The organism is Cupriavidus sp. FW306-01-F10A (assembly GCF_058782785.1).
The window spans coordinates 616,323-640,025 of the sequence record NZ_JBYSYA010000001.1 but is presented as its reverse complement, the minus strand read 5'-3'; the positions used below and the strand labels follow the sequence as shown (position 1 = coordinate 640,025).

Here is a 23,703-nt window from a genome sequence, read left to right as displayed (position 1 = left end):
ACGGCCTCATGGAAACCCTGAATTGCGGCACCAGCCCAATTGGGGTTCGGGACCGCTTGCCCGTTTACTCCGTGACCGCGTCCGACGGGTGCTTCCAGGCCGCGCGCACCTCGCCGGACGGCGCCAGCGCCAGGTTGATGCCGCGGTTGCCGATGGGCTGCTGGAACCAGCGCTTCTGCAGCGCCGTGACCTCCGGGCCGGCAAAGGTGTTGGCCAGCGCCTGGTCGACCAGGCGCTTCCATTCCGGATCGGCCTTGGACAGCATCAGCGCATTCTGCTCCACCGACAGCGCCGGGCCCACGATCACGTATTGCGACGGGTCCTTGGCGCGGGCGCGCAGGCCGGCCAGCAGCACGTCGTCCATGACGAAGGCCTGGGCACGGCCGGATTCGAGCAGCAGGAACGATTCGCCATGGTCCTTGGCGTAGACGTCGTGGTAGCCGTACTGGGCCTTCATGCGGCGCACGTGGCGGTCGCCGGTCGATCCGGCGCTGGTGACCACGGTCTTGCCGCGCAGGTCGCCGAACGAGCGGATGCCCGAGTCGGCGTGCACCAGCATGCGCACGGTCGACACATAGTGCGAGACGCTGAACGCAACCTGCTTCTGGCGCTCGAGCGAATTGGTGTTGGGCGCGCAGTCCAGGTCCACCAGCCCGTTGACCACGGCGGGAATGCGGTTCTGCGGCGTGAGCGGCATCCAGCGCACCTTCAGGTCTTTCAGGCCCAGTTGCTGGCGCGCTGCTTCGGCAGCGCGCAGGCAAAGGTCGACCGCATAGCCGGCCGGCTGGCCCTTGTCATCGGCAAACGAGAATGGCAGCGCCGACTCGCGGTAACCGAGCACGATGGTGCCGGATTCGCGGATCTTGTCGAGCACAGGGCTCTGGGTGCTGGCCAGTGCCGGCGTCAGCGCGGCCGCGGACATGGCGGCGAGGGCGACGGCGGCCAGCGAGCGGCGGGCGCGGAGGAGTCGGGCGGACAGGGCGGGCAGGGTGAAGGCAGGCATGCGGGGGAAACCGGAAAGCGGCCGGCAAAGGCAAAGACGAGAGGGTATACCCTTGGTTGGGGCGGGCGAAGGACATTGTTGTCATAAGCAAATTCCCTGCCCCGAAAGCCTTGCCTGGGCCGTCTGGCAATCGTCTATAACTCGGACTCGGCGGTACCGTGCGGCTGGTCGAGAAGGACGGAACACCGGGATCGATCGAGAAATACGAATCGATCGTACGGTGCCCAGCGCCTGATCCGCGTCAGCAGGTGTCCGATCTGAGCAAATCGACGAGGTTCTGCCGTCGGCGGATTTCGTTGTGCTTTGCTGTCCGCTGAACAGTTCCACGCGAAATCTGATGGATGCACGACGACTCGCGTTGCTTCGGATGGACTCCGGCTCCTTCCGGCCCTTATCGTGGTGTTCTTGTCCAATGCGGCCTGAGGCCGACCTACTTGCTGCCGTCTCGCGTGTCGCCGCCGATCGCATCGACGATGATCATGGTCCGGTCGAGCACGCCGCGTTCGTCAAAGTAGGCACTGAAATGCGCTGGCATGTAGGCGCCCGCATAGAGCCGGTAAGACCAGGCCTCGCGCTTCATCAGCGGGTAGTACTGGATGGGCTCGCGCGGACGGCCAAAGCGCTCGGCAATATCCTGCTTGGTCCAGACCCCCGGGCGTGCCTCGTAGATTTCTTTCTCGGTCAGCATCTGCCGAAAGCTCGTAAGCTTGCCGTTGGCGTCAAAGTCTGCCGCGTAGACTTCGAAGCCGAGCGGCTGTTTCGAATAAATCCACCGAGTGGTGCCATCAGCGAGCTGGTAGGTTTCCGTGGGAGCGCCGAACGTATCGCGCACGGCATGCTGCGGGCCGCCGAGCATGCCCTCTGCGGTTTCCAGGGGCCGGAGGGTGGCACAGGCGCCCAGCACAAGGGCCGCCACTGTGACAGTCACGCAGGCGGGCAGGCGATAACGCATGATCGGTCTCCAGCGGGTCCGCGGTGTGTGCGCCGCGCCAGTTCAGCATAGCGCACGCAGAGTCCAATAGGATATGGTCATTCATCCTGCCGTCCTGGAAAGAAATCCTTCTTATCTCATCGTCCGAAAAGATTAAGTTCTATTGCGACCAAGGTCGACACTATAGTTCGAAGCACGACGCACATCGGGGGCTGGGCTACCACGCCTGGCCAACCGTGTCACAAAATTCGCAGCGGAGAACGGCATGGATGCAGCAAAGCAACTGGTGCACGCGCGTGAAGTTGGCCTCAAGACCGGCATGGTGCTGCAAAAGCGCCTGAAGAATGCGCAGGAGGCCTTTAGTGGCCGCGTGCAGCAAGCCGTTGGGGAGCCGGGCGCAGGCCCGATCAACCCGATGGCCGGCATGGATCCGATGAGCAGCTATGCCTATGCCATCGACAGCATGCAGCGTGCCATCCTGTTCTGGGACACGCTCAGGCAACGGGGCAACAACTTTGTCGAAAACACCATGCAGGGGCTCAAGCCGGTCCTGCATTTTGGCTACGAGACCGTTCTGGATGCCCGCCAGTTCGAACGGCCCGTCAACTACGCGCTGTTGAAGATTATCCCGCCCGATGGCGTGACGATCGATGATAGCCGCCGCCCTTACGTCATCATCGATCCGCGTGCCGGCCATGGCCCGGGCATCGGCGGCTTCAAGGACGACTCGCAGGTCGGCGTGGCAATGCGTGCCGGCCATCCTGTGTATTTTGTCATCTTCTTCCGCGATCCCGAGCCGGGACAGACCCTGCTGGACGTGTGCGAGGCCGAGCAACAGTTCATCAAGAGAGTGCGTGAATTGCATCCACACAGCGCCAAGCCAGCCATCATCGGCAATTGCCAAGGCGGCTGGGCTGCGATGATGCTCGGCGCCTCGGACCCGGACGACACCGGGCCGATCGTGATCAACGGCGCGCCGATGTCGTACTGGAGCGGTGCCTGGAGCGAGGGCGAAGGCGACAACCCGATGCGCTATTCCGGCGGGCTCCTGGGCGGCACGTGGTTGGCGTCGTATACGGCGGATCTCGGCAACGGCAAGTTTGACGGCGCCTGGTTGGTACAAAATTTCGAAAACCTGAATCCGTCCAACAGTCTCTGGGACAAGTACTACAACCTGTACAAGAAGGCCGATACCGAGCCGCCGCGCTTTCTTGAGTTCGAACGCTGGTGGGGTGGCTACTACCTGATGAACCGCGAGGAGATCGAATGGATCACGCGCAACCTGTTCGTCGGCAACAAGCTCTGGGGCGGTGAAGTCAAGAACGCCGGCGGCAAGGCGTTCGATCTGCGCGAGATCCGCTCGCCCATCGTGTTGTTTGCCTCGATGGGCGACAACATCACGCCGCCGCAGCAGGCATTCAACTGGGTGGTGGACATCTACGGCAGTACCGAGGAGATCAAGGCTCGCGGCCAGGTGATTGTCGGCATGATGCACCGGAGCGTCGGCCATCTGGGCATCTTCGTCTCCGGCAAGGTCGCGCAGAAGGAGCACGCACAGATTGTCTCGGTGCTCAAGAGCATCGAACTGCTGCCGCCTGGGCTCTACGGCATGGTCATCCGTGAGCGCAAGGGTAGCAATGGCGTGGACTATGAGGTCCAGTTCGAGGAGCACTCGCTCGAGGAAATCGCCAGCAGGCTTAACCGCTTTGAGCGTGTTGACGAGAAGCCGTTCGAGACGGTCGCCAACCTGTCGGACTTCACGCAGCGCGCCTACGAGCTGTTTGCGCAGCCTTACGTCCAGGCGGTGTCCAATGAGATGACAGCGCGGGTGCTGCGCGAATTCCATCCGCTACGCATGCAGAACTGGCTGTTCTCGGACCTGAATCCGTGGATGGCATGGTTGAAGCCCGCCGCCGACGCGGTCCGGGCCAGCCGGCAAACGTTGGAACCGGATCATCCGCTGCGGCAGCAAGAGCAGGTGGGCGCGGAAATGCTCAGCGCCGGTTTGGACGCATACCGGGCCGTGCGCGATGCGATGACCGAATATACCTTTTTCAACGTGTACGCCAACCTGTTCCCGTTCCAGCCAAGGAGCGAGCCTTCCGCCCGCACGGGTGCCCCGGCGGCGACCGACCCGCATGACCTGCCGGAAGTCAAAGCGGCGCTGGCCACGGTCGGGCAAGGCGGATACGCCGAGGCCATTGCCCGGCTGGCCTGCCTGCTGAGCCGCAGGGGTGAGCCCCTGCCGCTGTCCAGGCTGGAGCTGCGCAAGGAGCTGGTCACGGACTACGCCGATCTGCTGCCGGAACTTGAGCCGGACGCCTGGCGCGAGATCCGCGGCAGGCAGGAGCTGATCACGCGGTACGCGCCCGAACAGGCGCTCGCGACGCTGCCGGCCTTGCTCAGGTATCAGGCCGACCGCCAGCGGCTGCAGGCGCTGGCGGAGAAGCTGCGTGTCGATGAGCGCCTGCTTGGCGCCACGCCCACTGTCGAGCAGGCGGCAATGCTGGAGCGGATCCGCACGGCGCTCGGCGCCAAGCCGGAACGCGTCCGCGGCGCGGCCGCGCCGCTCACCCGCGCGTCCTAGCGCGCCGCCGGCTGGCACACGCCTCGCAGCAGACCGACACCGACGACCCTGACGCAGGAGTAGCCCGTGAACGCCAAGCATGAGAAGTACCAGCGCCTGATTGATTACTGCAAGGCCATGCCGCCTACACCGACCGCGGTGGCGCATCCGTGCGACCAGTCTTCGCTGGAAGGCGCCGCAGAGGCCGCCCGGCTGGGCCTGATCGCGCCGATCCTGGTTGGGCCGCGTTCCCGCATCGAGGACGCCGCGCGCGCGGCCGGCATTGACATCCGCGAGTACCCGATTGTCGATGCCGAGCACAGCCATGCGGCGGCGGCGGCCGCCGTGCAACTGGTGCGCGAAAGCAAGGCCGAGGCTCTGATGAAGGGCAGTCTGCACACCGATGAGCTGATGGGAGCCGTGGTCGCGGGTAACAGCGGCTTGCGCACCGGCCGGCGCATCAGCCACTGCTTCGTGATGGATGTGCCCGGCCACGAGGACGCTCTGATCATCACCGACGCCGCCGTCAATATTGCCCCGACGCTTGCCGAGAAGGCCGGCATCCTGCAGAACGCGATCGACCTGGCCCATGCCTTGCAGGTCAAGGAGGTACGCGTGGCGATACTGTCGGCGATGGAGACCGTCAACCCGATGGTTCCGTCCACACTGGATGCCGCCGCGCTGTGCAAGATGGTCGACCGCCACCAGATCACCGGCGCGATCGTCGACGGACCGCTTGCGCTGGACAACGCGATCAGCCTGGACGCGGCGCGGATCAAGAAGATAGACTCACCGGTGGCCGGGCGCGCCAATGTCCTGCTGGTGCCTGACCTGGACGCCGGCAACATGCTTGCCAAGAGCCTGACCTTCCTGGCCGGCGCCGACGCCGCAGGCATCGTGCTGGGCGCGCGCGTGCCCATCATCCTGACCAGCCGTGCCGACCCGGTCATGACCCGGCTGGCGTCGTGCGCGGTGGCCGCGCTGGTGGCCAAGGCACGCCGCGAGTCCGGCCAGGTGGCGGGGTGATGCCATGGCCGAACTGATCCTGGTCCTGAATGCGGGTTCGTCGAGCATCAAGTACTGTGCCTACAATACCCATGACGATGCACTGAGGCTGGTGCTGCGCGGGAGCATCGAAGGTCTCTACGCGGCACCGGCATTCCACGCCACCGACGCCGTGGGCGCTGAGGTCGAGACCAGGCGGTGGGATGCCGGTACCACGCTCGGGCACGAGGGGGCCATTGCCTTCCTGGCGGACTTCCTGCGCGGCCATGGGGAAGGGCATACGCTGAGCGCGGTCGGGCACCGGGTGGTGCACGGCGGGGTACGCTTCACCCAGCCGGAAAGGGTGACCGACGCGCTACTGGCAGAGTTGGACTCGCTATGCCCGCTCGCACCCCTGCACCAGCCACACAATCTCAAACCGATCCGCATCCTTGCCGAGAGGCGCCCGGAACTGCCCCAAGTAGTCTGCTTCGACACCGCCTTCCACCGGGCGCAGCCGGAAGTGGCACAGGCATTCGCATTGCCCGCGGAGATCAGCGCGCGCGGCGTCAGGCGCTACGGCTTCCACGGACTGTCCTATGAGTACATCGCCAATGTCCTCCCGAGCGTTGATGCGGGTGCGGCGGCGGGCCGCACGATCGTGGCCCACCTCGGCAACGGCAGCAGCATGTGTGCGCTGGTGGCGGGGCGCAGCGTGGCCAGCACGATGGGCTTCACTGCGGTGGATGGCCTGCCGATGGGAACTCGCTGCGGCAGCCTCGATCCGGGCGTCATCCTCTACCTGATCAGCGAACTCGGCATGGATGCCCGCGCCATCGAGGACCTGATCTATCGAAAGTCCGGTCTGCTTGGCGTCTCCGGCCTGTCGAGCGACATGCGCGCGCTGCTCGCCAGCGACGATGAGCAGGCCCGTTTTGCCGTCGAACTGTACACGTACCGCGTCGCCCGGGAGCTTGGTTCGCTGGCCGCCGCCGCACAGGGGCTGGACGCGCTGGTCTTCACCGCTGGCATCGGCGAGCATGCCGCGCCGATCCGCGAGCGCGTATGCCGGCTGGCGGCATGGCTGGGGGTGAGTGTCGATCCCGCGGCGAACGCCAGCGACGGACCACGCATCAGCTTAGCCTCGGGCCATGTCCCGGTCTGGGTCATCCCGACCAACGAGGAACTGATGATTGCCAGGCATACCAGGGAGGTCCTGGCGGCACCCGCTCGATGACCACCGCTACAGCCGACCAAGCCAGCGGCATGGCAGCGACGGCTCGCTGGCAACAATGAATCCAGGAGAGAGTGACATGACTGCAGCGCAACAACTGCCTATCCTCGCCAACGCCCGCGCACTCGTCTGCGGGATTGCGAACGAGCACTCCATTGCTTACGGGTGCGCCAAGGCCTTCCGCGAACTGGGTGCCGAGGTGGCGATTACCTATGCCAGCGAAAAGGCGCGCCAGTTTGTCGAGCCGGTGGCGCAGGAGCTTGACGCTTCCATCTTCCTCCCCCTGGATGTCACGAGCCAGGAGGAAATGGACGAGTTGTTTGCGCGGATCGGGGAGCAGTGGGGAAAGCTCGATATCCTGGTGCATTCGGTGGCCTGGGCGCCGAAAGACGATCTGCAGGGCGGCCTGCTCAATTGTTCGGCCGAAGGCTTTGCCAAGGCCATGGATGTGTCCTGCCACTCCTTCGTGCGCATGGCCCGGCTGGCAGCGCCCCTGATGGGCGATGGTGGCACGATGTTCACCATGAGCTATCACGGCGCCAACAAGGTGGTGCCGAACTACAACGTCATGGGCCCGGTGAAGGCCGCCCTGGAAGCCGTATCACGCTACCTGGCGTACGAGTTGGGCCCGCGCGGCATTCGCGTGCATGCGATCTCGCCCGGACCGCTGCAGACTCGCGCTGCGTCCGGGCTGAAGAGCTTCGATTTGATGCTTGCTGACGCCGTGGAACGCGCTCCACTTGGCGAGCTGGTCGATATTATGGATGTGGGATACACCTGCGCCTTCCTGGCCACGCCTTACGCCCGGCGGCTGTCGGGCGAAACGCTGTATGTGGATGGCGGCGTCAATATCATGGCGTGAAACGCAGCGCTCTTTGACAGCGCGGGAGGAAAAAGGGTGGCGCCCGGAGTCTAGCTGGCATCCAGTCGTTGGGCATCGGGTGGCCACTATGCGTGAACGTATCAGCCAGCCAAGCTTCCACGAGGAAACTAAAGTGGGTTGACGGCACAAGGCTCATCCAGCCGGTTCAAGAGGGGATGCATGATGCCTTGCGATGGCATCGAGGTTTGGGAGCCTCGACTGACAGCCTCTCTCTCAAGGCTCCCAAGGGGCAAGAGGTACGACTCTATTTCTCCCGCTTCATCATCCCATGAGCAGTACAAGGAATTGCTGCAGCTCCTTCAGTTCCAGATCGGATCTTCCTTCTGCATCTGATCCTTGGTCTTCTTCATCCAATAGGAACCGATCTGGCGCTCGGTGACGTGACCCTGTTTTTTTACGTCGATCTTGTCGAAACTTTCGTAGACCTTTGGCATTCCCGCCTGAGCTTCGTCACGAGTCAGCTTGCCGTCATGATTGGAATCGGCAGCCTTGAATCGCTCGGCAATCAGAGCCTTGGCCTGGGCGGTAGTCGGGGGAGCTTTCGGCACCTCGGCTGGCGCCGCTCCCGGTTGGGATCCTGGTGCCGGCTGGGCGGTCGCGCCTATAGAAATCAGTCCCATCAGGACTGCGAAACCAACTGCTGGCAATTTGCGCACGGTCATGTCGCTCTCCTCAGTTCATTATGTGTGTTTGGACCTTTGGCACGGAAACGACTTCCATTCGAGCTTCTGTGAGTCTTGGCTCACCCAGCATTCTAGACGCTCGTAGCGGAGACCGGGGGCAAATTGATTCCGGTCGGACTGGCGCGACAACACGGCTCGATGGCGGCGATGTCGTGCGTAATCGCCTATGTTCGATATCGGAAAACTGCGCCGGATCAGCTACTATCAAATGCTGCGGGGCGATTCAACGAACTCGCTTACATTCCTTACGACACCGTTGCCATGCAAGCCAAGTCTGACGCGACAAACTTCGTCCCGTTCACCGTGCCCCTGTGCGATGGACGGGAAGTGCTGGTGCGGGAGATTACCGAAGACGACAAGGTCGGCCTGTTAGCGGCATTTAACAGGCTTTCTGCCGATGCGCGTTACGCCAGATTCATGGCCGCCATGCAACAGCTGCCGGAAGCGATGCTCGAGCAAGCGACGCATCCGTCGGCCGAGCGTGAGTTTGCGCTGGTAGCGCTTGCCACGGAAAACAAGGTGTCGTCTATTGTGGGTGGCGCACGCTACGCCGCCGCGCCGGGCAGCGATACCTGCGAGTTTGCGGTGACTGTCGCCGATGACTGGCATCGGCTCGGCCTGGCCAGCCGACTGCTGGGCACACTGATCGACATCGCTCGGAGCCGCGGCTATCGATGCATGGAAGGGTATGTTTTGTCGTCGAATACCGCCATGCGGCGACTGGCTAAACGTTTTGGATTTGCCGATTTAGCGTGTCCAGACGATGCCACGCTGCGCGTGGTGACGCTTGCGCTTTAAGGCAGCGAGAATAGGTGCAAGCGTCTTGCTGCGATGTCTTCCGTTTGAGGTGATCTATATAAACGCGTGCTCTTTACGCTAGCTTCTCGCGTGCACGGTTAGACAGGAATCGCGCCTGGAAGAGCTTTGACTGGGACGCAGTACGATTACTCCGCGTGGGACGATCAGCCAAATATATGTCCCGTTTTGTCAAATGAAGGTGAGTACCCCTTGGTAGAATCCGGTGCTCTATGCAGCCAGTTCCGCCGGTTGGGCACGTCGCCCCGATCCATACAAGCGTGCTGCCGGTCTGAGTTAACGCGCATGCCGCCACCTGTCATCTCCGTCGTCATCGCAGACGATCATCCGGTAATTCAACTTGCAGTCAAGGCCACCTTGAGCGAGATCCCGAATGTCGGGATTTGCGCAATATGCTCGTCAGGAAAAGAGCTCTTTGCGGCGCTACAAACGCAACAACCTGACCTTATCGTCACCGATTTCACGATGGAGCGCTCCCAGGTCAATGATGACGGTCTTCGGCTGATCCACCGGCTCAGGCAGTCGCGTCCACATACACCGATCGTGGTTTTCACGATGTTGACCAATGGCGGACTGCTCACGCGCATCAAGGAGATGGGCGTTGCGGCCATCGTCGGGAAGAACGAGGAGCCGGGCATCCTGAGGCAAATCTGTGTCGATGCAATAACAGGTACTGGCCAGCGCCTGTCGCCGGGCATAGCGGCCAGGATGTCAAGTGCGGGGGCGTTGGTCAACGGCACGGCAAGCCCGCTGTCCCCGCGGGAGATCGAAGTTGTGCGGATGTTCGCGACTGGCAGCACGCTCACGGAAATCGCGGGATATCTCCATCGATCGCTCGCTACCATTGCGACGCAGAAGCGCTCGGCAATGCGCAAGCTGAATATCACCACTAATGCGGACCTTGTCACGTACGCACGCGACAACGGTCTTACCTGATGCAGGAAGAGCGCGAGCGCTCGCAGCAATCGCCACTACACGCCGACCACTCGGTTGAGCGGAATCTGCAGCGGGAGCGCCGTGTGTTCTCGATGGTGGTCCTGCTGCTGGGGCTGGTCGCCATCGCGATCGCTTCGGCAGCAATGCTTGCCCGCCTGAATGAATCCCTGCGCGCCCAGGAGCAGGTCGCGCGCCTGTATGAGCAAGGCGTCGTCGATGCGGTGCTCGAACGCCGCAGCACCCTGACGGCGACGAACCTGATCCTTGAGTTGCGCAGCAATGGCAAAGTCCCCGTGGCGCAGCGCGGGCATGCCGGCAGTCTATGCACACAGGTGTCTCCGTCTGCGCCTCCCGATCCGGTGTTGGAGCAGAGTTGCGACCAGGCTGTCCGGACGCTGACTGCCGCAAGCCAGAAGCCTTCGATCGAGATGATCTCGATTGCGAACGGGGCGACGTATCGGTATGAAGCGCCCGACGCATCGGGATCCGGCGTGGCTGCGGCCCTTCCGCCGCTGTCGTCGTCAAGCATCACCACGATGATTCTTGAACGGTTCCCGAGCCGCGACATGGATCTCTTGCAGGCAGCGCGGGAGAAGCGTGTCATATGGCTGGGCATCCCGGCGAATGCGGCCGGAGGGAGTCCGGAGATGGTTGGCGCATCGCTGGTCGCGAAAGGCGACGCACTTTACGCCATCGTGTTGACGCGGATCCCGCTGCAAGACTTGCTTCGGCCAGCCTGGCCGAACTTGTCGATCCCGGAGCCAATTGTCGTCGATCGCCTGGGCACGCCACTGGTTGCTTCAGGTGCACGGGCCAACGCACGGCGCCTGGACGCCAGGCTGGAGGGACTTCCGGAGGGGCTGTTTCACTGGGTCCAGGACTATGGATGGGCCCTGCGGCGCCCGCTGCTCATTGCGGATTTCGGCCACCTGGTCTTCGCACTGCCGCTAGGGCAGCAGTTCCGGGAAATGCGGCAGGAACTGCTTGTAACCGGCCTGGTTACGGCCGCGCTTCTCGCCTTGCTGTTCGCGATGTATCGATACTGGAACTATCGCTTCCTGACCGGCACCTATGCCGAAGCGGCACGCGCACAGCAGCTGTTGCACGAAGCGAGGCTCGCCAGCGAGGCTGCGGCCAAGGCCAAGGTGGCGTTCTTTGCGTCGATGAGCCACGAGATACGGACGCCGCTTTCCTCGCTGCTGGGAAACATGGAGCTCGTGGCCCTCGGTAGGCTGGAGCCGGAGCAGCGGGCGCGGGTAAGCGCCATGCAGGTGTCGGCCGAAGGGTTGCTGCAGATCGTCAATGACGTGCTCGATTTTTCGAAGCTCGACGTGGGAGCGATGCGTCTGGCGGAGGAGCCCGTCGTCGTCACGGAACTCCTGGGTCGCATTGCAATCTCGCACGCTCCGCTGGCGGCGCGGCGTGGGCTGAGCTTCTTCGCGGTATATGGCAAGGAGATTCCGGCGCGGCTCAATCTTGACCCGGTGCGCCTGACCCAGATCGTCAACAACCTGCTTGGCAACGCGTTCAAATTCACCGAGGCGGGGAAGATTGTCCTGCGCGCGCAATGGGTGGATGAAAACCTTGAGATCGTCATCACCGATACCGGCGTTGGCATACCGGAGGCGTACAAGGAACGGCTGTTCCAGCCATTCTCCCAGGTCGGCAACAATCGTCTCGCGCAGGCCGGCGGGACCGGGCTTGGACTGTCAATCTGCATGCGGCTGGTGAAGCGGATGAACGGACGTATCACGCTGGACAGCGTACTAGGCGTTGGCACGCGCGTCACGGTTCGCCTGCCGCTCAGCCCGCCGGGCGGGCATCAGACCCCGGCGCAATGGCGCCCGGCGCCGCGCCGCGCGCTGGTCCTGTCCCGTGAGCCAGAGTGCCTCGAAGGAATGCTGAACCATTTCGACTGGGGATCATCACAGCCATTTTTTCGGTCCAGCATCGACGAGCCCATTGACGGGGACAGGTTCGACTGCCTGCTCGTGACCGAGTCCTTGGATCCGGCCCAAGTCATAGCGTGGTGGCGGAACCCCGCCACTATCGTGTGGCTCAAGCAACTGGGCCCGCTCGTCCCGACCATACGGCCGGATGGCAGCCGGGAGGTGTCTGCCTACAGCCTGGCCGGTATCCATGCCGCTGCACAGGCGGTCCTCAATAATGCTCCGGAGACCAGGCATGTCGACGAAGACCGTGTCGTGGCTGCCATACACGATCAGTCTGCAGCGCTGTTCGCGGGCCTTTCCGTGTTGGTCGCGGAAGACAATCTGCTGAACAGGAAACTGCTGCACGACCAGCTTCACCTGTTAGGTGCGAGCGTTATCGAAGCAGGCAACGGCAACGAGGCCTTGGCAGTGTTGTCGCAGCAGGGCGTGCATGCAGTGCTGACGGATGTGGACATGCCCGTAATGAATGGATTCGACCTGCTTCGTGAAATCAGGCGGTGCAGGCCGGAGATACCCGTCTATGCCGTAAGCGCAAGCGCGAGACCGAAGGACGTTACCGAGGGGCTGGCAAGCGGATTTACCGGCTATCTCACGAAACCGGTGTCGCTGGCGACGCTGGCTTCGGTGCTCGATGCTGTTGCCGGCAAGGCCGACCCGCCACACACGGATGATGGGGCGGCGCCAGTGCTGCTAACCGATGACGATCTCCCTGAGCTGCCGTCGGTCGCCGGAGAATACGCCGAAGCGTTCCTGGCGCAGACCATGGTGGACCTGAACGAATTCGAGGCGGTCCGGGCAGCGCGAGACATCCGCCACATGGAACGGCTGCTGCATCGTATCGCGGGGACGCTCGGGGTCGTGGGGCGCTCAGGACTGTCCGAACTCTGCGCTGACCTGCACGGCCACGTGGCTGAAGCCAAGCGCTGGGACGACGAGATCGAACTGCAGTCCGCCTTCATCGTTCAAGGCCTGATGAGCGTATGCGAGCGCGGGCGTGGTGAGAACGGGGTCGCCTGCGGTTCCCGTCCGCTGGCTTTCTGACTTCTATGATTGTGAATGCACCTGGGCGCGGTCAGCATTGAGGGGAAGGCTGGATGCCTGCTTAAGGCACCACTCACTCGTCTTGGGTACTGCCCCCTTGCGAGGCCCTTGGTTCGCCCGCCTGTACGGGGGGTATTTTTCTCTGTGCCCCGGCCGGGCGCATTGGCTGGCGCTGATTGCCGCCGCACCGAGGCGCGAATCCCCGCCACCGGGGAAAGATGGCGCCATGCCCCGGCCTGGCACCTCCTCAGGAGAGTTCATGAGCAATCGTAGAAGTCTTGCTCTTGCCGTGTGCACGGCGGCACCGCGGAGGTAGACCGGGCTGGCGGCAGCCGGTCTACCGCGCCGAGCAACATGCCAGAGGCGTCCTAAAGAACGGCGCAGGCTTCTGCGCTGGCGGTAACGGCAACATCTACCCGCGCATCATTGCGTAGGACCACGCAGAGGAAGTTGCCGATGGCGTTGCCCGCATGAGGCGTTTCCCGCCAAAGGCGTGGCAGGGGTGCCGTCGAGGCAAGCAGTTCGCCCTGTTCGGATGCGGCATGGAATTCCGTGCCGGCTATGGCATCGCTCCAGGTTATCGCGATGGGCCCCTCCGGCTTGGTGCCAAGGAAGCAGAAGGAGGGTGCCGACAGCGAGCGCCGCGACGCGGGTCCGGTCTCGCAAGGGCCGGCGCGTAGTGCCAGCACGTCATGATCGGTCTGGTTGACAGTGACGATCTTGGTCCACGGCCAGGGCTCCTGGAACGGATGCCAGGTCTCAGAGGTAGGGATCGCGCATCCTGAGATGGCGCTTGCCGTGGCAATGGCAATAACACATGTGGAAATCGCGGAAACAGCATTCATTGGATAGTCAGTTCAGGTGAACCTGATCTTCACCTGGGAGGGCATACGACGGCGGACAGAGTAAGCCTGCCTCGCCATGGTGGCCATCAAAGGAATTCGAAATGCCGGGCGGCCCTTGGCGCGCATCGATTCGACGCACCCTCACTTTCTAATTTCTTTGATAGCCCCGCCCGCGCCACCGGCATAAGGTGTGCACATCCACGGAGATGCGACCGGCCGCGCCGGTTTGCGTCGACGGTATCTGATCCACTTCGAAGGAAACTACAGGAATGATCAAGCACTGCCTTTCGGCTGTCTCGATAGCGGGCGCCAGCGCGCGCGGTCGTGGGGTGCCCAACCTTGTCATGGCCCTGCTGATTGCCGGCGCCGCGCAATCGTACGCGCAGAACCTGCCCGCTCACGCGCAGCGAGACACCGCCGCGCGGCCGGAAGCCTGCTCCGGTACTGGCGCCGGCCTGCAATCCGCGGCCTGCCGTGCCGCCAGCAATGCCGGCCAGAGCAAGTACAACCTCCTGTACGCGGACGATGTGCCGGCCGGCAACAGCGAAAGGTCAACCGGGCCGGTTCCAGCCAGCCCGTGTCGGAACTGCCCGGCGGATGCACAATCCGGCCGGCAAGCGGGGCGCATGCCGGATAGCGCCGCCAGGAACAGCCGCAGCGAATCAGCGGGTACTGCGCCGGCCAGCACACTGTAGTTCTCAATCCAACCGAGTACCTGGCAAGTCAAACACCGGGCCCTGGTGCCCGATCTCTCTATTTCCCCGATGAAACTGCGTCAATATCTGCTGGCGGGCGTTGGCCTGCTGGCAATGCATGAACCAGCGTTCGCCTCCTTCCTCAGCGGAAAGGCCCTCGAGAGCGCCGCCAATGCCATCTCCTGGGTGGTGATGATATTCGTGCCGCTCGCAGCCATCTACCTGTTCTGGATGCTGCATATCTGGCCGGATAAGGTCGCCCACCGGAAACAGCATCCGCAAAGGGAAGCCATCCATGCGCTATGCCTGCTTTCGCTCTTCTTCGGCGGACTGCTGTGGCCGATGGCCTGGCTCTGGGCACACACCAAGCCGGTGTTCTACCGGGCGGCCTATGGCACCGACAAACTGCCGGAAGACGAAGCGGCGCGAGGCGCGGCACATGCCCCCATCGGCCGGCCCGGGAACGTCGCGTCCCTGCGGGCGCCGGCACGCGGCGCTACGTCCGGCGCAGGGGAGCAGAGCTGAATGGATGCGCTGCTGCTTGCTATCTACGCGCTGGCCGTCTGGCTGATCTTTTTCAAGTTCAAATGGCTGCCATGGAACACGACGTCCATGGTCATCGTGGTCACGATTCCGGTGGTTGCCCTGACGCTGCTGGTCCTGACGCTGAACGTGGTGGCACCTTCGTCCCATGATGTCAGGGTGGTCGGCAAGGTGCTCCAGGTGGTGCCGCAGGCAAGGGGGCGCATTGTCGAACTTCCGGCCGAGGGTAACCGGCACTACAAGAAAGGCGATGTCCTGTTGCGCATCGACCCGACGCCCTATCAGGCCTCGGTCAGGCAACTTGAGGGCAGGTTGATGGCGGACGATGCCGCGCTTGCCGAAGCGCAGGCCGTTGCTCGCCAACTCAGCGAGTCCGTGCGCGGAGCGGCCGGCAAGGTTGCCACGGTACAAGCCAAGCTGTCGCTCGCCCGACAGCGGCTCAGGGAACATGAGGCACTGCTTGCGGCAGGTGCCGGATCGAAGTTTGACCGGGAAGATGCCCTGGCGCGGCGGCACGAACTGGAAGGCGAACTGGTCAGCGCTCAAGCCGTCGAGGACGAGGCCAGGCAGAAGCTGTCTGCCAAAAGCCAGGGGGAATTCGCCGCCATCGCCACGGCGCGCGCCAAGCGCGCGGAAACCGAAGTCATGCTCGAGAACGCCCGATGGGAACTTGGCCAAACCGAGTACCGGGCGCCCGCCGACGGCAAGGTCGTGAACCTGCAGGTGCGCGTGGGCACGATGCTGGTCCCGTTTCCGTTCTCGCCGGCATTCAGCTTCGTTGAGGACGAGCAGGAGGTGGTCGCCTTCTACAAGCAGAACGAGCTATACAACGTCAAGACGGGGGATGCCGCCGAGATCTACCTGCCGACGCACCCGGGTAAAATCATCAAGGCAAGGGTGGATTCGATCGTCTGGGCGCAATCACAAGGCCAGTTCGCGCAGGGTGGAATGATTCCGAACACTGGTGCCACGGAAGCCGTACCGAACCGGTTCGCCGTCAAGCTGGACCTGCGCGACGAATCGAAGGGCCAGATGCTTCCGGTCGGGGCGGTCGGCGCGGGTGCCATCTACACCTCGCACATGAAGATGTTCCATATCGTTCGGATGGTCTTCCTGCGCGTCAGTTCCAAGCTGAACTATCTGGTATTCAAGCTCCATTAAAGGCAAGCCTGTGTCGTCATCTCTCAACAAGACCCTTCCGGTACTGCTGGCGCTGCCGCTCGCCATGCTCTTTGGCTGCGCCCTGCAGGCGCCGCCGGATAGCGCCAGCCTTCGAGGCCAGGCGGTCCCCGCGCTTGAAGGGCAGCGCACCTGGGCAAACGAGGCCGCAGCAGGCGAGCCCGCGGACGACTGGCTTGCAAGCTTCGACGATGCTGAGCTGCAGCGGCTGGCCCGGGAAGCGATCGCGCACAACGGCGATCTCAGGCTGGCAGCGGTGCGCGTCGAGCAGGCGCAGGCACTCGTTACCATGCAAAGCAGCGGCCTGTTACCGAGCGCGGGCGTGAAGGGCAGGGCTGGCCATTCGGAAACCCAGTTCCTCTCGATTGGTGCGAGCTGGGAGATCGATCTCTGGGGCCGCATCCGTGCACAATCGCGTGCCGCAAAATCCCAGTATGCCGCTACCGCGGACGAATATCTCTGGGCGCAGCGCGTCGTCGCAGCCGCTACTGCCAAAGCATGGTTCACGCTGGTCCGGTCAGCAAAGCTGGAGGACCGGCAGCGACAGGCCGTGGCGGTACAGGAGCAACTGGTGCAGATCAGCGAGCGGCGGGTTGCCATTGGGGCGGCACCGGATACTGAACCGGTGGAAGCGAAAAATGCGCTGCGCACGCAGGTGGATTCGCTGCGGAAGGCCGAACTGGCCAGGAGCCAGGCCGCGCAAGCCCTGGAGCTGCTGCTGGGCCGCTACCCTGCCGGGGAAGTCGGGAATAGTGTGGCGAAGCTGGAGTTGCCCGCCATGCCCATAGCCCCGCAGGCAGGCCTGCCTGCAGACCTGCTTGATCGCCGCCCGGACTTGACTGCCGCGGCGCACCGCGTCGCCGCGGCCTTCGACCTGAGGCAGTCCGCCGAGGCAGCGCGGCTGCCAAGCATTTCAATCAGCGCGGCCATTACCGGCATCCGTAGCGACGTGCTGCTGCTCAACCAGTCCGGCACTCCGATCAAGGGACTGAATGGCGCGATCTTCGCGCCGCTGTTCACGGGAGGAGCGCTCAAGGCGAGGGCGGACTACTACAGCGCCGAGCAGAAGGCCGCCATGATCGCCTATGGCAACAGTGCCCTGCAGGCACTGGGCGAGGTCGATGCGGGGTTGCGTGCCGAATCGAATCTTGCAGATCGCACCAGGCAACTGCAGGATCGGGTGAACGAGAGCCAGCTATTGGTACAGCGCGAGGCGGCGCGCGTTAGCATTGGTGCTTCCGATCCGCGCGGCGTCCTGAAGGCTCGGCAGACAATGCTGGCTGCCGAGATGGATCTGATCCACCTGAGGGGCGATCATCTCAACCAGCGCATTGCGCTATTGTTGGCGCTAGGGGGTGACTGGAGCAGGAAAGCCATGGAAAGCGCTTGAATGGGTCAAAATGCCAGTCAGAGCATGAAGCTGACTGGCATGGTGTGCTGGATGGAAGAGATTCACTTCTTGCTTTGAGAATGCGCGTCAAAGCGCGCGACTTCTTCGAGCAGCATCGGCATCCCCATCGCCAACGCCAACGCCATCGTGTTCCACGGGAGTACGTTCTTGAACAACGACTCGGCGGTAACGGTGCAGCCATCCGGTGCACGCTGGATGAAGTCGAACAGGTTGTACGGATGCGGACCATGGTGGCCGCCACCGATGCCGATGCAGGTCAGGTTCAGCGGGCCCTTGTAGACCCCCTTGCGCACCATGCGGTCCAGCGTTTCGAGCGCATGCAGGAATAAACGTGCGCACGCTGCAACGCCAGCTCGAAAGCGCCGGAGAGGTCTTCTCCGACATGGTCAATGGCGTAAGGCGCGATCTCGTCATCCACTACATGGAGAACGGAAGCCTCTCGCTGGGACGCATTGCCGAGTCGCTCGGATACTCCGCTTATGGCTCGTTTTTCCGTTGGTTCACTGCGCAGTTCGGGATGACGCCGACGCGGTGGCGCGACACTAAACCAGCAGACAGGGGAAGGCGCGGAAAATAGCCGTTGTTGGAGACCGCAAAATCGGGGGCAACGACGAAGTCTGCCGCGGAAACGCTGATGAGCCAGCTACAATGCGCGCATGGATTCCGATCCTCGGTGCGAGGATCCGATCTCCGAAAGAGCTATTGGGACTTCGTTGTGGGCAGGGGGCGGTGACTGAGTGGCTCCGAGTGTGGGGCACAGCTGCGGCAAAGGGACGCCCGGGTTTCCTCCGCCAGAGCCACCGTGCCTACATCACGCGCCCGAACCACCACAACGACAGCAGCCCCGCACACGTGGCCAGCAACGCCCCCAGCGCGGCGAAGAACGCAGTAATTTCCACCTGTTCGCGCTTGCCAAATGCCAGCCGCATATTGAGCGCCCGGTACACCTTTTTCAGTTGCGCGGCATTCTCAAGCGGGAAGTACTCTGCCCCTGTTGCATTGGCGACTTCCTTCAATACCTTCTCATCCAGCCTGACGCGCGCCGACCAGCCATCGACCGAGAGCACCACGCCGTCGGTCGTGCCAACCCCGACGGTATAAACGCGCACGCCGTGCGCGGCGGCAAGCTGCGCCGCCTGCGTCGCGGCCGGGCCGGTGTTGCTTTCACCGTCGGAAAACAGGACGATCGCCCCGGAGGGATAAGAGCCGGGCGTCACGGCTTCGCCGCTGCGGGATGCGTCCGGCTTTTGCAGCGGCGTGGTGTCGCCGTTCATGAGGCGCTCGGCGTCACCAGCCGTCTGCGGCAGCAGCGTCGTCAGCGCGATGAGCAGGCCATTGCCCAGCGCCGTGCCGCCTTGCGGCTTGAGGCGGTCGATCGCCGTGGCCGCGGCATCCTTGCTGCGGCTGGGGGCCTGTGCCACGGCGGCGGTGCCGGCCATAGCGACTACTCCCGCGCTGACGCCCGCGGGCAGTGTGTCGAGCAGAACCTTGGCCGCTTGCTGGGCGGCGCGGATGCGGCTGGGCTGGATATCCTGCGCGCGCATGCTGCCGGACAGATCGATGACCACGACCACGGTCTCGATGTGCGAGGGCAGCAGCATCACTGCCTGGGGTCGGGCGATGGCGAGGGTCAGCGCGGCCAGGGCCAGCAGGAGCATCATGGGCGGCACGTGGCGGCGCAAGGTCGCGCCGCCCCTGATGGCAACGCCGACGGATTTCAGGGTGGGAGAGTGCACCGTGGCGTGGCGCCGGCGCCTGTCGAGCCATAGGTAGCCAGCGGACAGCACGAGGACGAGCGCGAGCAACCACAGCATGCCTGGCCACAGGAAGCTGAAGACGGGTAGCCGGCTTATGGCATCGGTCATGCTGCCTCCTTGGGCCCGTTCTCCTGCTTTGCTGGCGCAGCGGCCCCTCGACGATGGCGGCGCCGGCGGGTGAAGTGCAGCAGGGCCAGGTCCAGGCGGGCGTAGGTCGACAGCGTCAGGCACGCCACGCCGGCCTTGGTGAAGGCCAGGCGCAACTCGTCCTCGCGCGCCTGGGCGGCGGCGGCGAAGCGTTTGCGGAAGGCCGGGTCGTGCGTGTCGACGAACATCTGCTCTGCGGTTTCGGCATCCTGCAGCACGACCAGGCCCAGGTCGGGCAAGGCCATCTCCAGCGGGTCGACCAGCCGCACGGCGACGACCTCATGGCGCCGGGCCAGCATTTGGAGCGATGCCTGCCAGCCCGGGGCGCTGATGAAGTCGGAGACCACGAACAGCACCGATCGATGTTTCGCGACCGCCCGTGCGCGCTCCAGCAGGTCGCGCAAGCGGGTGTCGCCCGGCGACGCGGCCGGTGTGGCATGCATGCGGTCGAGCAGGTGCAGCAGGTGCCGGCGCCCCGAGCGCGCCGGCACCACCGACGCGCCCGCGTCTGTGGCCCCGCCGTAGAGCAGGGCGCCGACCCGGTTGCCATAGCGCGTCAGCAGCAGCGCCATGACGGTGGTGAAGTCGCTCAGCAGGTCGCGCTTGCTCACGCTGCCGGAGCCGAAACCGACCGATCCGCTCAGGTCCAGCAGGAACCAGACGGAGACCTCCCGGTCTTCCTGGTACTCACGCACGTGCGGTGTCTGCAGCCGCGCCGTCACGTTCCAGTCGATGTGCCGCACGTCGTCGCCGGGGCGGTATTCGCGCAGGTCGGCAAGATCCAGCCCAAAGCCGCGGAACAGCGTGCGGTAGTCGCCCTGCAGCAGGCCATCGAGGCGGCGCACCACGGTCCATTCCAGGCGGCGCAGCAAGGCCTCGGTCTGCCTTGGGTCGACGCTGGCCAGCGCCGTGCCGGCGGGTGTGCTGCGGGGTGCGGCTTCCGGGCCGCTCCGGCGCCTATTGCGCAGGCGCCCGAACATGGGATTCCAATGGGCGCTCCGGGACCGGCAGCGCCTGCAGGATGCGGGTGACGAGCTGGTCGGCAGTCACGCCGTCGGACATGGCCTCGTACGAGAGCACCAGGCGGTGGCGCAAGACATCCGGCACGAGGTCGACCACGTCTTCGGGCAGCGCATAGTGGCGGCGGCGCAGGAACGCCAGGGCGCGCGCGCCTTCTATCAGGCCGATGGTGGCGCGGGGGCTGGCACCGAACGCTATGTATCGATCCAGGTCCTCCAGCCCGTAGCCTCCCGGCTTGCGGGTGGCCGCCACCACGCGCACTGCATACTGGAGCAGGCTCGGATCCACATAGATCCTGCCGCATTCGTCCTGCAGGCTTGCCAGGCGCTCCGGCGTCGCGATGGGGCTCACGCTGATGCTGGGGCCGGTGACACGGTTGACGATGACGGCCTCCTCCTCCTCGCTGGGATAGCCCACCAGGACCTTCATCAGGAAACGGTCGACCTGCGCCTCAGGCAAGGGGTAGGTGCCTTCCGTTTCTATCGGGTTCTGCGTGGCCATGACGAGGAAGGGCGTGGGCACCAGATGGGACTCGCCGGCGATGGTGACCTGCTTCTCCTCCATCACTTCCAGCAAGGCGCTCTGCACCTTGGCCGGCGCGCGGTTGATCTCGTCGGCCAGCAGCAGGTTGGCGAAGACCGGACCCCGCACGGTGGAGAACTCGCCCGTGCCCTGGTTATACATGCGCGTGCCTATCAGGTCGGCCGGCAGCAGGTCAGGCGTGAACTGGATGCGCTTGAAGGAGCCGCTCATGGTCCTGGCCAGCGTCTTGACGGTCAGCGTCTTGGCCAGGCCCGGCACGCCTTCCACCAGCAGGTGGCCACCCGCAAGGATCGCCACCAGCACCCGTTCGAGGAAGTGGTCCTGCCCCACCACCACGCGCTTCACCTCATACAGCAGGCGTTCCATCAACTCGGCGCTGTCCACTGCGCCCCTGGTTTGGTCGTTCATAGGCCCCCGCGATTAGAAAGGAGAGGATCCGATGGAAGCGCCGGCGCTTTCGATGGTGACAGCAAAGCCGATGCCGAGGAAAGTGCCGCTCTGGTTGGGGTTGAGGATGGCGGTGACGATCCCTACCACCTCGCCATCCAGATTCACCAGCGGTCCGCCGGAGTTGCCCGGATTGGCGGCGGCGTCGAACTGGATGAGCTTGTCCAGGTCCCGCTTGCCGTCCGGCAAGACGAACCTGCGGTCGAGCCCCGACACCACGCCGGCAGACACCGACGGGCCGATGCCGAACGGAAAGCCGACCGCGACGACTTCAGTGCCGGGCGCGAGGTTCCGGCTGGAACCGAGCGTCGCCGGCGGCAGGTCGTCGGGGATGGAACTGGGCCGGATCACGGCTAGGTCTTTCTCCGGGAACGCCTGCACCACCGAGGCCTCGGCCGTGTGGCCGTCGTGGAACCTGACCTCCAGGCGCAGGGCGTCGGCGACGACGTGGTAACTGGTGAGAATGATGCCGCTTTCGGTCACGACCACCCCCGAACCGATGTGGCGGGCTGTGCGCTTGCCGCCGGACTCGCCTTTGCCGCCAGGTGGGTCGCCTTTGGCGAGTTCATCGCCCGAGGGCGGCGGGGATAGCGGGGGCGATTCGGGAGGTGCTTTGCGGCGTGTGGCAGGGGAATCACGCTTGGCGTGGGGGGCGGATGCCGCTTTCTTCGGCTTGTCCGCAGCCTTTTCGGCTGGCGCATAGCTGCGAACTTCCACCACCGACTCGCGAACCGCCTCTGCCGCCCTGGCTGTGCGCGAAGGCAGACGCTTGGTTTCCAGCGTGTGCAGCACGGCGGAGTCGATGTCGGCTTGCTTGAGGACGCGCGGCGTCGGCTGCAACAGCCAGGCAGAGCCCACGACTGCCGCGAGCACCAGCGCCACCGCTGCCGAGACCCATCCGTAGATCGTTACCCGTCTCATTCCGCCCCCGAGGTCCCGTCCCGCCGTGAAAAATACAGTACCATCGTCTTACCCACGCGCCAAGGAGCAGGTGCATGCAGTTTCTCTGGCCGCAAATGCTCTGGCTGTTGCTCGCGCTGCCCCTGCTGGCAGCCGCTTACCTGTACCTGATTGCGCGGCGCAAAAAAATCGCGCTGTTATACGCCAGCCTTGCGCTGCCGCGCGCCGCCCTGGGCCCTCGCCAACGGCTGCGGCGTCACATTCCGCCGCTGCTCTTCCTGCTCGCGCTGGGCGCGGCCCTGCTGGCTTGCGCCCGTCCTACTGCGACGATCACGCTGCCGTCCGACACCATCACCCTGGTGCTGGCCATGGACACCTCCCGCAGCATGGCGGCGACCGACGTTGCACCCACCCGCATCGGCGCATCCAAGCAGGCTGCCCGGGATCTCATCGTCGGGCTGCCGGCCAGCGTGCGCCTGGGCATGGTCTCTTTTGCCGCCACCGCGACCGTGGTGCTGCCCCCCACCGACAACCGGCAGGACATGCTCGACGCAATCGATCGCTTCCAGCTCCAGCTCGGCACGGCGACCGGCAGCGGGCTGATCCAGGCGCTGGCAGTGTTGTTCCCCGACGATGGCATCGACCTGGAAGCCATCCTTTTCAGCGGCGAGTCGCTCGCACCCGGGCCCGGCGGCAGATCGCTGACAGAGGCCGCCGCGGCGGATGCCGTCCGCAAGCGCGAACAGGAACGGCCGGCGGCGCAGCCCGGCTCGTATCGGCACGGTGCGGTGATCCTGCTCAGCGATGGCCGCCGCACCACCGGCCCGGACCCGCTGGACGCCGCGCGCATGGCCGCCCAGCGCGGCGTGCGCGTCTATACGGTGGGCTTCGGTACGCCGCAGGGCGGAGCCGCGGCAGAGTCGGGCCTGTCTTACTACATGCAGCTCGATGAACCCGCCTTGCGGGCGGTAGCGGCGATAACGAACGGCGAGTACTTCCAGGCAGGCTCGGCTGCGGACCTGAGCCAGGTGTATCGCCAGCTCAGCGCCCGCTTCGCGCTCGAGCGCAAGGAAACCGAGATCAGTGCATTGTTCTCGGCAGCAGCGGTCCTGCTGCTGGGGGTGGCATGCGGGCTCTCGATGCTGTGGTTCCGGCGGTGACCTGAAGCACGGTAGTCCCCCCGATCG

General features: G+C 64.4%; 21 protein-coding genes and 2 pseudogenes. 14 read left to right on the top strand and 9 right to left on the bottom strand.

The genetic code is table 11. The features are described 5' to 3' along the window. Window positions 1–64: 64 nt before the first annotated feature. The gene (locus tag AC3WLF_RS02880) at window positions 65–1,003 is read right to left on the bottom strand and encodes an amino acid ABC transporter substrate-binding protein (protein ID WP_492357802.1); all 939 of its coding nucleotides are present in this window, start codon (window positions 1,001–1,003) and stop codon (window positions 65–67) included. Between the two features lie 256 nt (window positions 1,004–1,259). Between AC3WLF_RS02880 and AC3WLF_RS02875 the strand changes: the two are divergent. Further along, window positions 1,260–1,358 (top strand): annotated as a pseudogene (locus tag AC3WLF_RS02875) (NAD(P)-dependent oxidoreductase); the annotation flags it as partial. Between the two features lie 75 nt (window positions 1,359–1,433). Here the strand turns inward: AC3WLF_RS02875 and AC3WLF_RS02870 are convergent. Beyond that, complete coding sequence (locus AC3WLF_RS02870) at window positions 1,434–1,955, bottom strand: hypothetical protein (RefSeq protein WP_492351010.1); 522 nt, start codon at window positions 1,953–1,955, stop codon at window positions 1,434–1,436. 244 nt (window positions 1,956–2,199) lie between these two features. Between AC3WLF_RS02870 and AC3WLF_RS02865 the strand changes: the two genes are divergently transcribed. From AC3WLF_RS02865 to fabI, 4 genes are all read left to right on the top strand, one after another. Continuing rightward, on the top strand, window positions 2,200–4,521 hold the full coding sequence (locus tag AC3WLF_RS02865; protein ID WP_492357801.1) for a DUF3141 domain-containing protein: 2,322 nt from the start codon (window positions 2,200–2,202) through the stop codon (window positions 4,519–4,521). A gap of 66 nt (window positions 4,522–4,587) precedes the next feature. Next, entirely contained in the window at window positions 4,588–5,526 is a 939-nt protein-coding gene (locus AC3WLF_RS02860; protein WP_492357800.1) for a phosphate acetyltransferase, read from the top strand. Between the two features lie 4 nt (window positions 5,527–5,530). Continuing rightward, window positions 5,531–6,721 (top strand): acetate/propionate family kinase, encoded by a 1,191-nt coding sequence (locus AC3WLF_RS02855; protein ID WP_492357799.1) that lies wholly within the window; start codon window positions 5,531–5,533, stop codon window positions 6,719–6,721. 76 nt (window positions 6,722–6,797) lie between these two features. Continuing rightward, the gene (gene fabI / locus AC3WLF_RS02850; protein ID WP_492316829.1) at window positions 6,798–7,580 is read left to right on the top strand and encodes an enoyl-ACP reductase FabI; all 783 of its coding nucleotides are present in this window, start codon (window positions 6,798–6,800) and stop codon (window positions 7,578–7,580) included. A gap of 320 nt (window positions 7,581–7,900) precedes the next feature. On the opposite strand, the gene AC3WLF_RS02845 is transcribed toward fabI, so the two are convergent. Then, window positions 7,901–8,263, bottom strand: coding sequence for an EF-hand domain-containing protein (locus AC3WLF_RS02845; protein WP_492357798.1), 363 nt, complete (start codon window positions 8,261–8,263; stop codon window positions 7,901–7,903). 282 nt (window positions 8,264–8,545) lie between these two features. Here AC3WLF_RS02845 and AC3WLF_RS02840 point away from each other — a divergent pair, with 282 nt between their 5' ends. The 3 genes from AC3WLF_RS02840 (at window position 8,546) to AC3WLF_RS02830 (ending at window position 13,029) form a co-directional block, all read left to right on the top strand. Further along, the gene (locus AC3WLF_RS02840) at window positions 8,546–9,082 is read left to right on the top strand and encodes a GNAT family N-acetyltransferase (protein ID WP_492316831.1); all 537 of its coding nucleotides are present in this window, start codon (window positions 8,546–8,548) and stop codon (window positions 9,080–9,082) included. Window positions 9,083–9,385: 303 nt separating this feature from the next. Next, on the top strand, window positions 9,386–10,036 hold the full coding sequence (locus AC3WLF_RS02835; RefSeq protein ID WP_492316832.1) for a response regulator: 651 nt from the start codon (window positions 9,386–9,388) through the stop codon (window positions 10,034–10,036). Continuing rightward, window positions 10,036–13,029 (top strand): ATP-binding protein, encoded by a 2,994-nt coding sequence (locus AC3WLF_RS02830; protein WP_492357797.1) that lies wholly within the window; start codon window positions 10,036–10,038, stop codon window positions 13,027–13,029. The genes AC3WLF_RS02835 and AC3WLF_RS02830 overlap by 1 nt, the downstream gene beginning before the upstream one ends. 368 nt (window positions 13,030–13,397) lie before the next feature. Here the strand turns inward: AC3WLF_RS02830 and AC3WLF_RS02825 are convergent, their stop codons facing one another. Further along, window positions 13,398–13,874 (bottom strand): hypothetical protein, encoded by a 477-nt coding sequence (locus AC3WLF_RS02825; protein ID WP_492316834.1) that lies wholly within the window; start codon window positions 13,872–13,874, stop codon window positions 13,398–13,400. 269 nt (window positions 13,875–14,143) lie between these two features. Here AC3WLF_RS02825 and AC3WLF_RS02820 point away from each other — a divergent pair, with 269 nt between their 5' ends. The 4 genes from AC3WLF_RS02820 to AC3WLF_RS02805 all read left to right on the top strand — a co-directional run bounded on the left by AC3WLF_RS02820 (window position 14,144) and on the right by AC3WLF_RS02805 (window position 17,681). Next, complete coding sequence (locus AC3WLF_RS02820) at window positions 14,144–14,569, top strand: hypothetical protein (protein ID WP_492316835.1); 426 nt, start codon at window positions 14,144–14,146, stop codon at window positions 14,567–14,569. Window positions 14,570–14,638: 69 nt separating this feature from the next. Then, window positions 14,639–15,094, top strand: a complete 456-nt coding sequence (locus AC3WLF_RS02815; protein WP_492316836.1) for a DUF3302 domain-containing protein — start codon at window positions 14,639–14,641, stop codon at window positions 15,092–15,094. Next, on the top strand, window positions 15,095–16,273 hold the full coding sequence (locus AC3WLF_RS02810) for an HlyD family secretion protein (protein WP_492316837.1): 1,179 nt from the start codon (window positions 15,095–15,097) through the stop codon (window positions 16,271–16,273). Between the two features lie 10 nt (window positions 16,274–16,283). After that, window positions 16,284–17,681 carry an efflux transporter outer membrane subunit gene (locus AC3WLF_RS02805; RefSeq protein ID WP_492357796.1) on the top strand — a complete coding sequence of 466 codons (1,398 nt, stop codon included), beginning with the start codon at window positions 16,284–16,286 and terminating at the stop codon, window positions 17,679–17,681. Between the two features lie 125 nt (window positions 17,682–17,806). Here AC3WLF_RS02805 and AC3WLF_RS02800 read toward each other — a convergent pair. Continuing rightward, a pseudogene (locus tag AC3WLF_RS02800) lies at window positions 17,807–18,025 on the bottom strand (3-keto-5-aminohexanoate cleavage protein); the annotation flags it as partial. A gap of 8 nt (window positions 18,026–18,033) precedes the next feature. On the opposite strand from AC3WLF_RS02800, the gene AC3WLF_RS02795 reads away from it, so the two are divergent. Beyond that, a complete protein-coding gene (locus tag AC3WLF_RS02795; protein WP_492357795.1) occupies window positions 18,034–18,279 on the top strand; it encodes a helix-turn-helix domain-containing protein in 246 nt (81 codons plus the stop codon). A 229-nt stretch (window positions 18,280–18,508) separates the two neighbouring features. Here the strand turns inward: AC3WLF_RS02795 and AC3WLF_RS02790 are convergent, their stop codons facing one another. From AC3WLF_RS02790 to AC3WLF_RS02775, 4 genes are read right to left on the bottom strand one after another with little or no spacing between them, the layout of a single operon-like run. Further along, the gene (locus tag AC3WLF_RS02790; RefSeq protein ID WP_492316840.1) at window positions 18,509–19,567 is read right to left on the bottom strand and encodes a VWA domain-containing protein; all 1,059 of its coding nucleotides are present in this window, start codon (window positions 19,565–19,567) and stop codon (window positions 18,509–18,511) included. Next, window positions 19,564–20,586, bottom strand: a complete 1,023-nt coding sequence (locus AC3WLF_RS02785; RefSeq protein WP_492316841.1) for a DUF58 domain-containing protein — start codon at window positions 20,584–20,586, stop codon at window positions 19,564–19,566. Before AC3WLF_RS02785 ends, AC3WLF_RS02790 begins: the two co-directional genes overlap by 4 nt. Further along, window positions 20,564–21,577: an AAA family ATPase gene (locus AC3WLF_RS02780; RefSeq protein ID WP_439669149.1), complete on the bottom strand. Its 1,014-nt coding sequence runs from the start codon at window positions 21,575–21,577 to the stop codon at window positions 20,564–20,566. The genes AC3WLF_RS02785 and AC3WLF_RS02780 overlap by 23 nt, the downstream gene beginning before the upstream one ends. 12 nt (window positions 21,578–21,589) lie before the next feature. Continuing rightward, entirely contained in the window at window positions 21,590–22,537 is a 948-nt protein-coding gene (locus AC3WLF_RS02775) for a S1C family serine protease (RefSeq protein WP_492351021.1), read from the bottom strand. A gap of 74 nt (window positions 22,538–22,611) precedes the next feature. On the opposite strand from AC3WLF_RS02775, the gene AC3WLF_RS02770 reads away from it, so the two are divergent. Beyond that, window positions 22,612–23,676 carry a VWA domain-containing protein gene (locus AC3WLF_RS02770; RefSeq protein WP_492316843.1) on the top strand — a complete coding sequence of 355 codons (1,065 nt, stop codon included), beginning with the start codon at window positions 22,612–22,614 and terminating at the stop codon, window positions 23,674–23,676. Window positions 23,677–23,703: the final 27 nt, after the last annotated feature.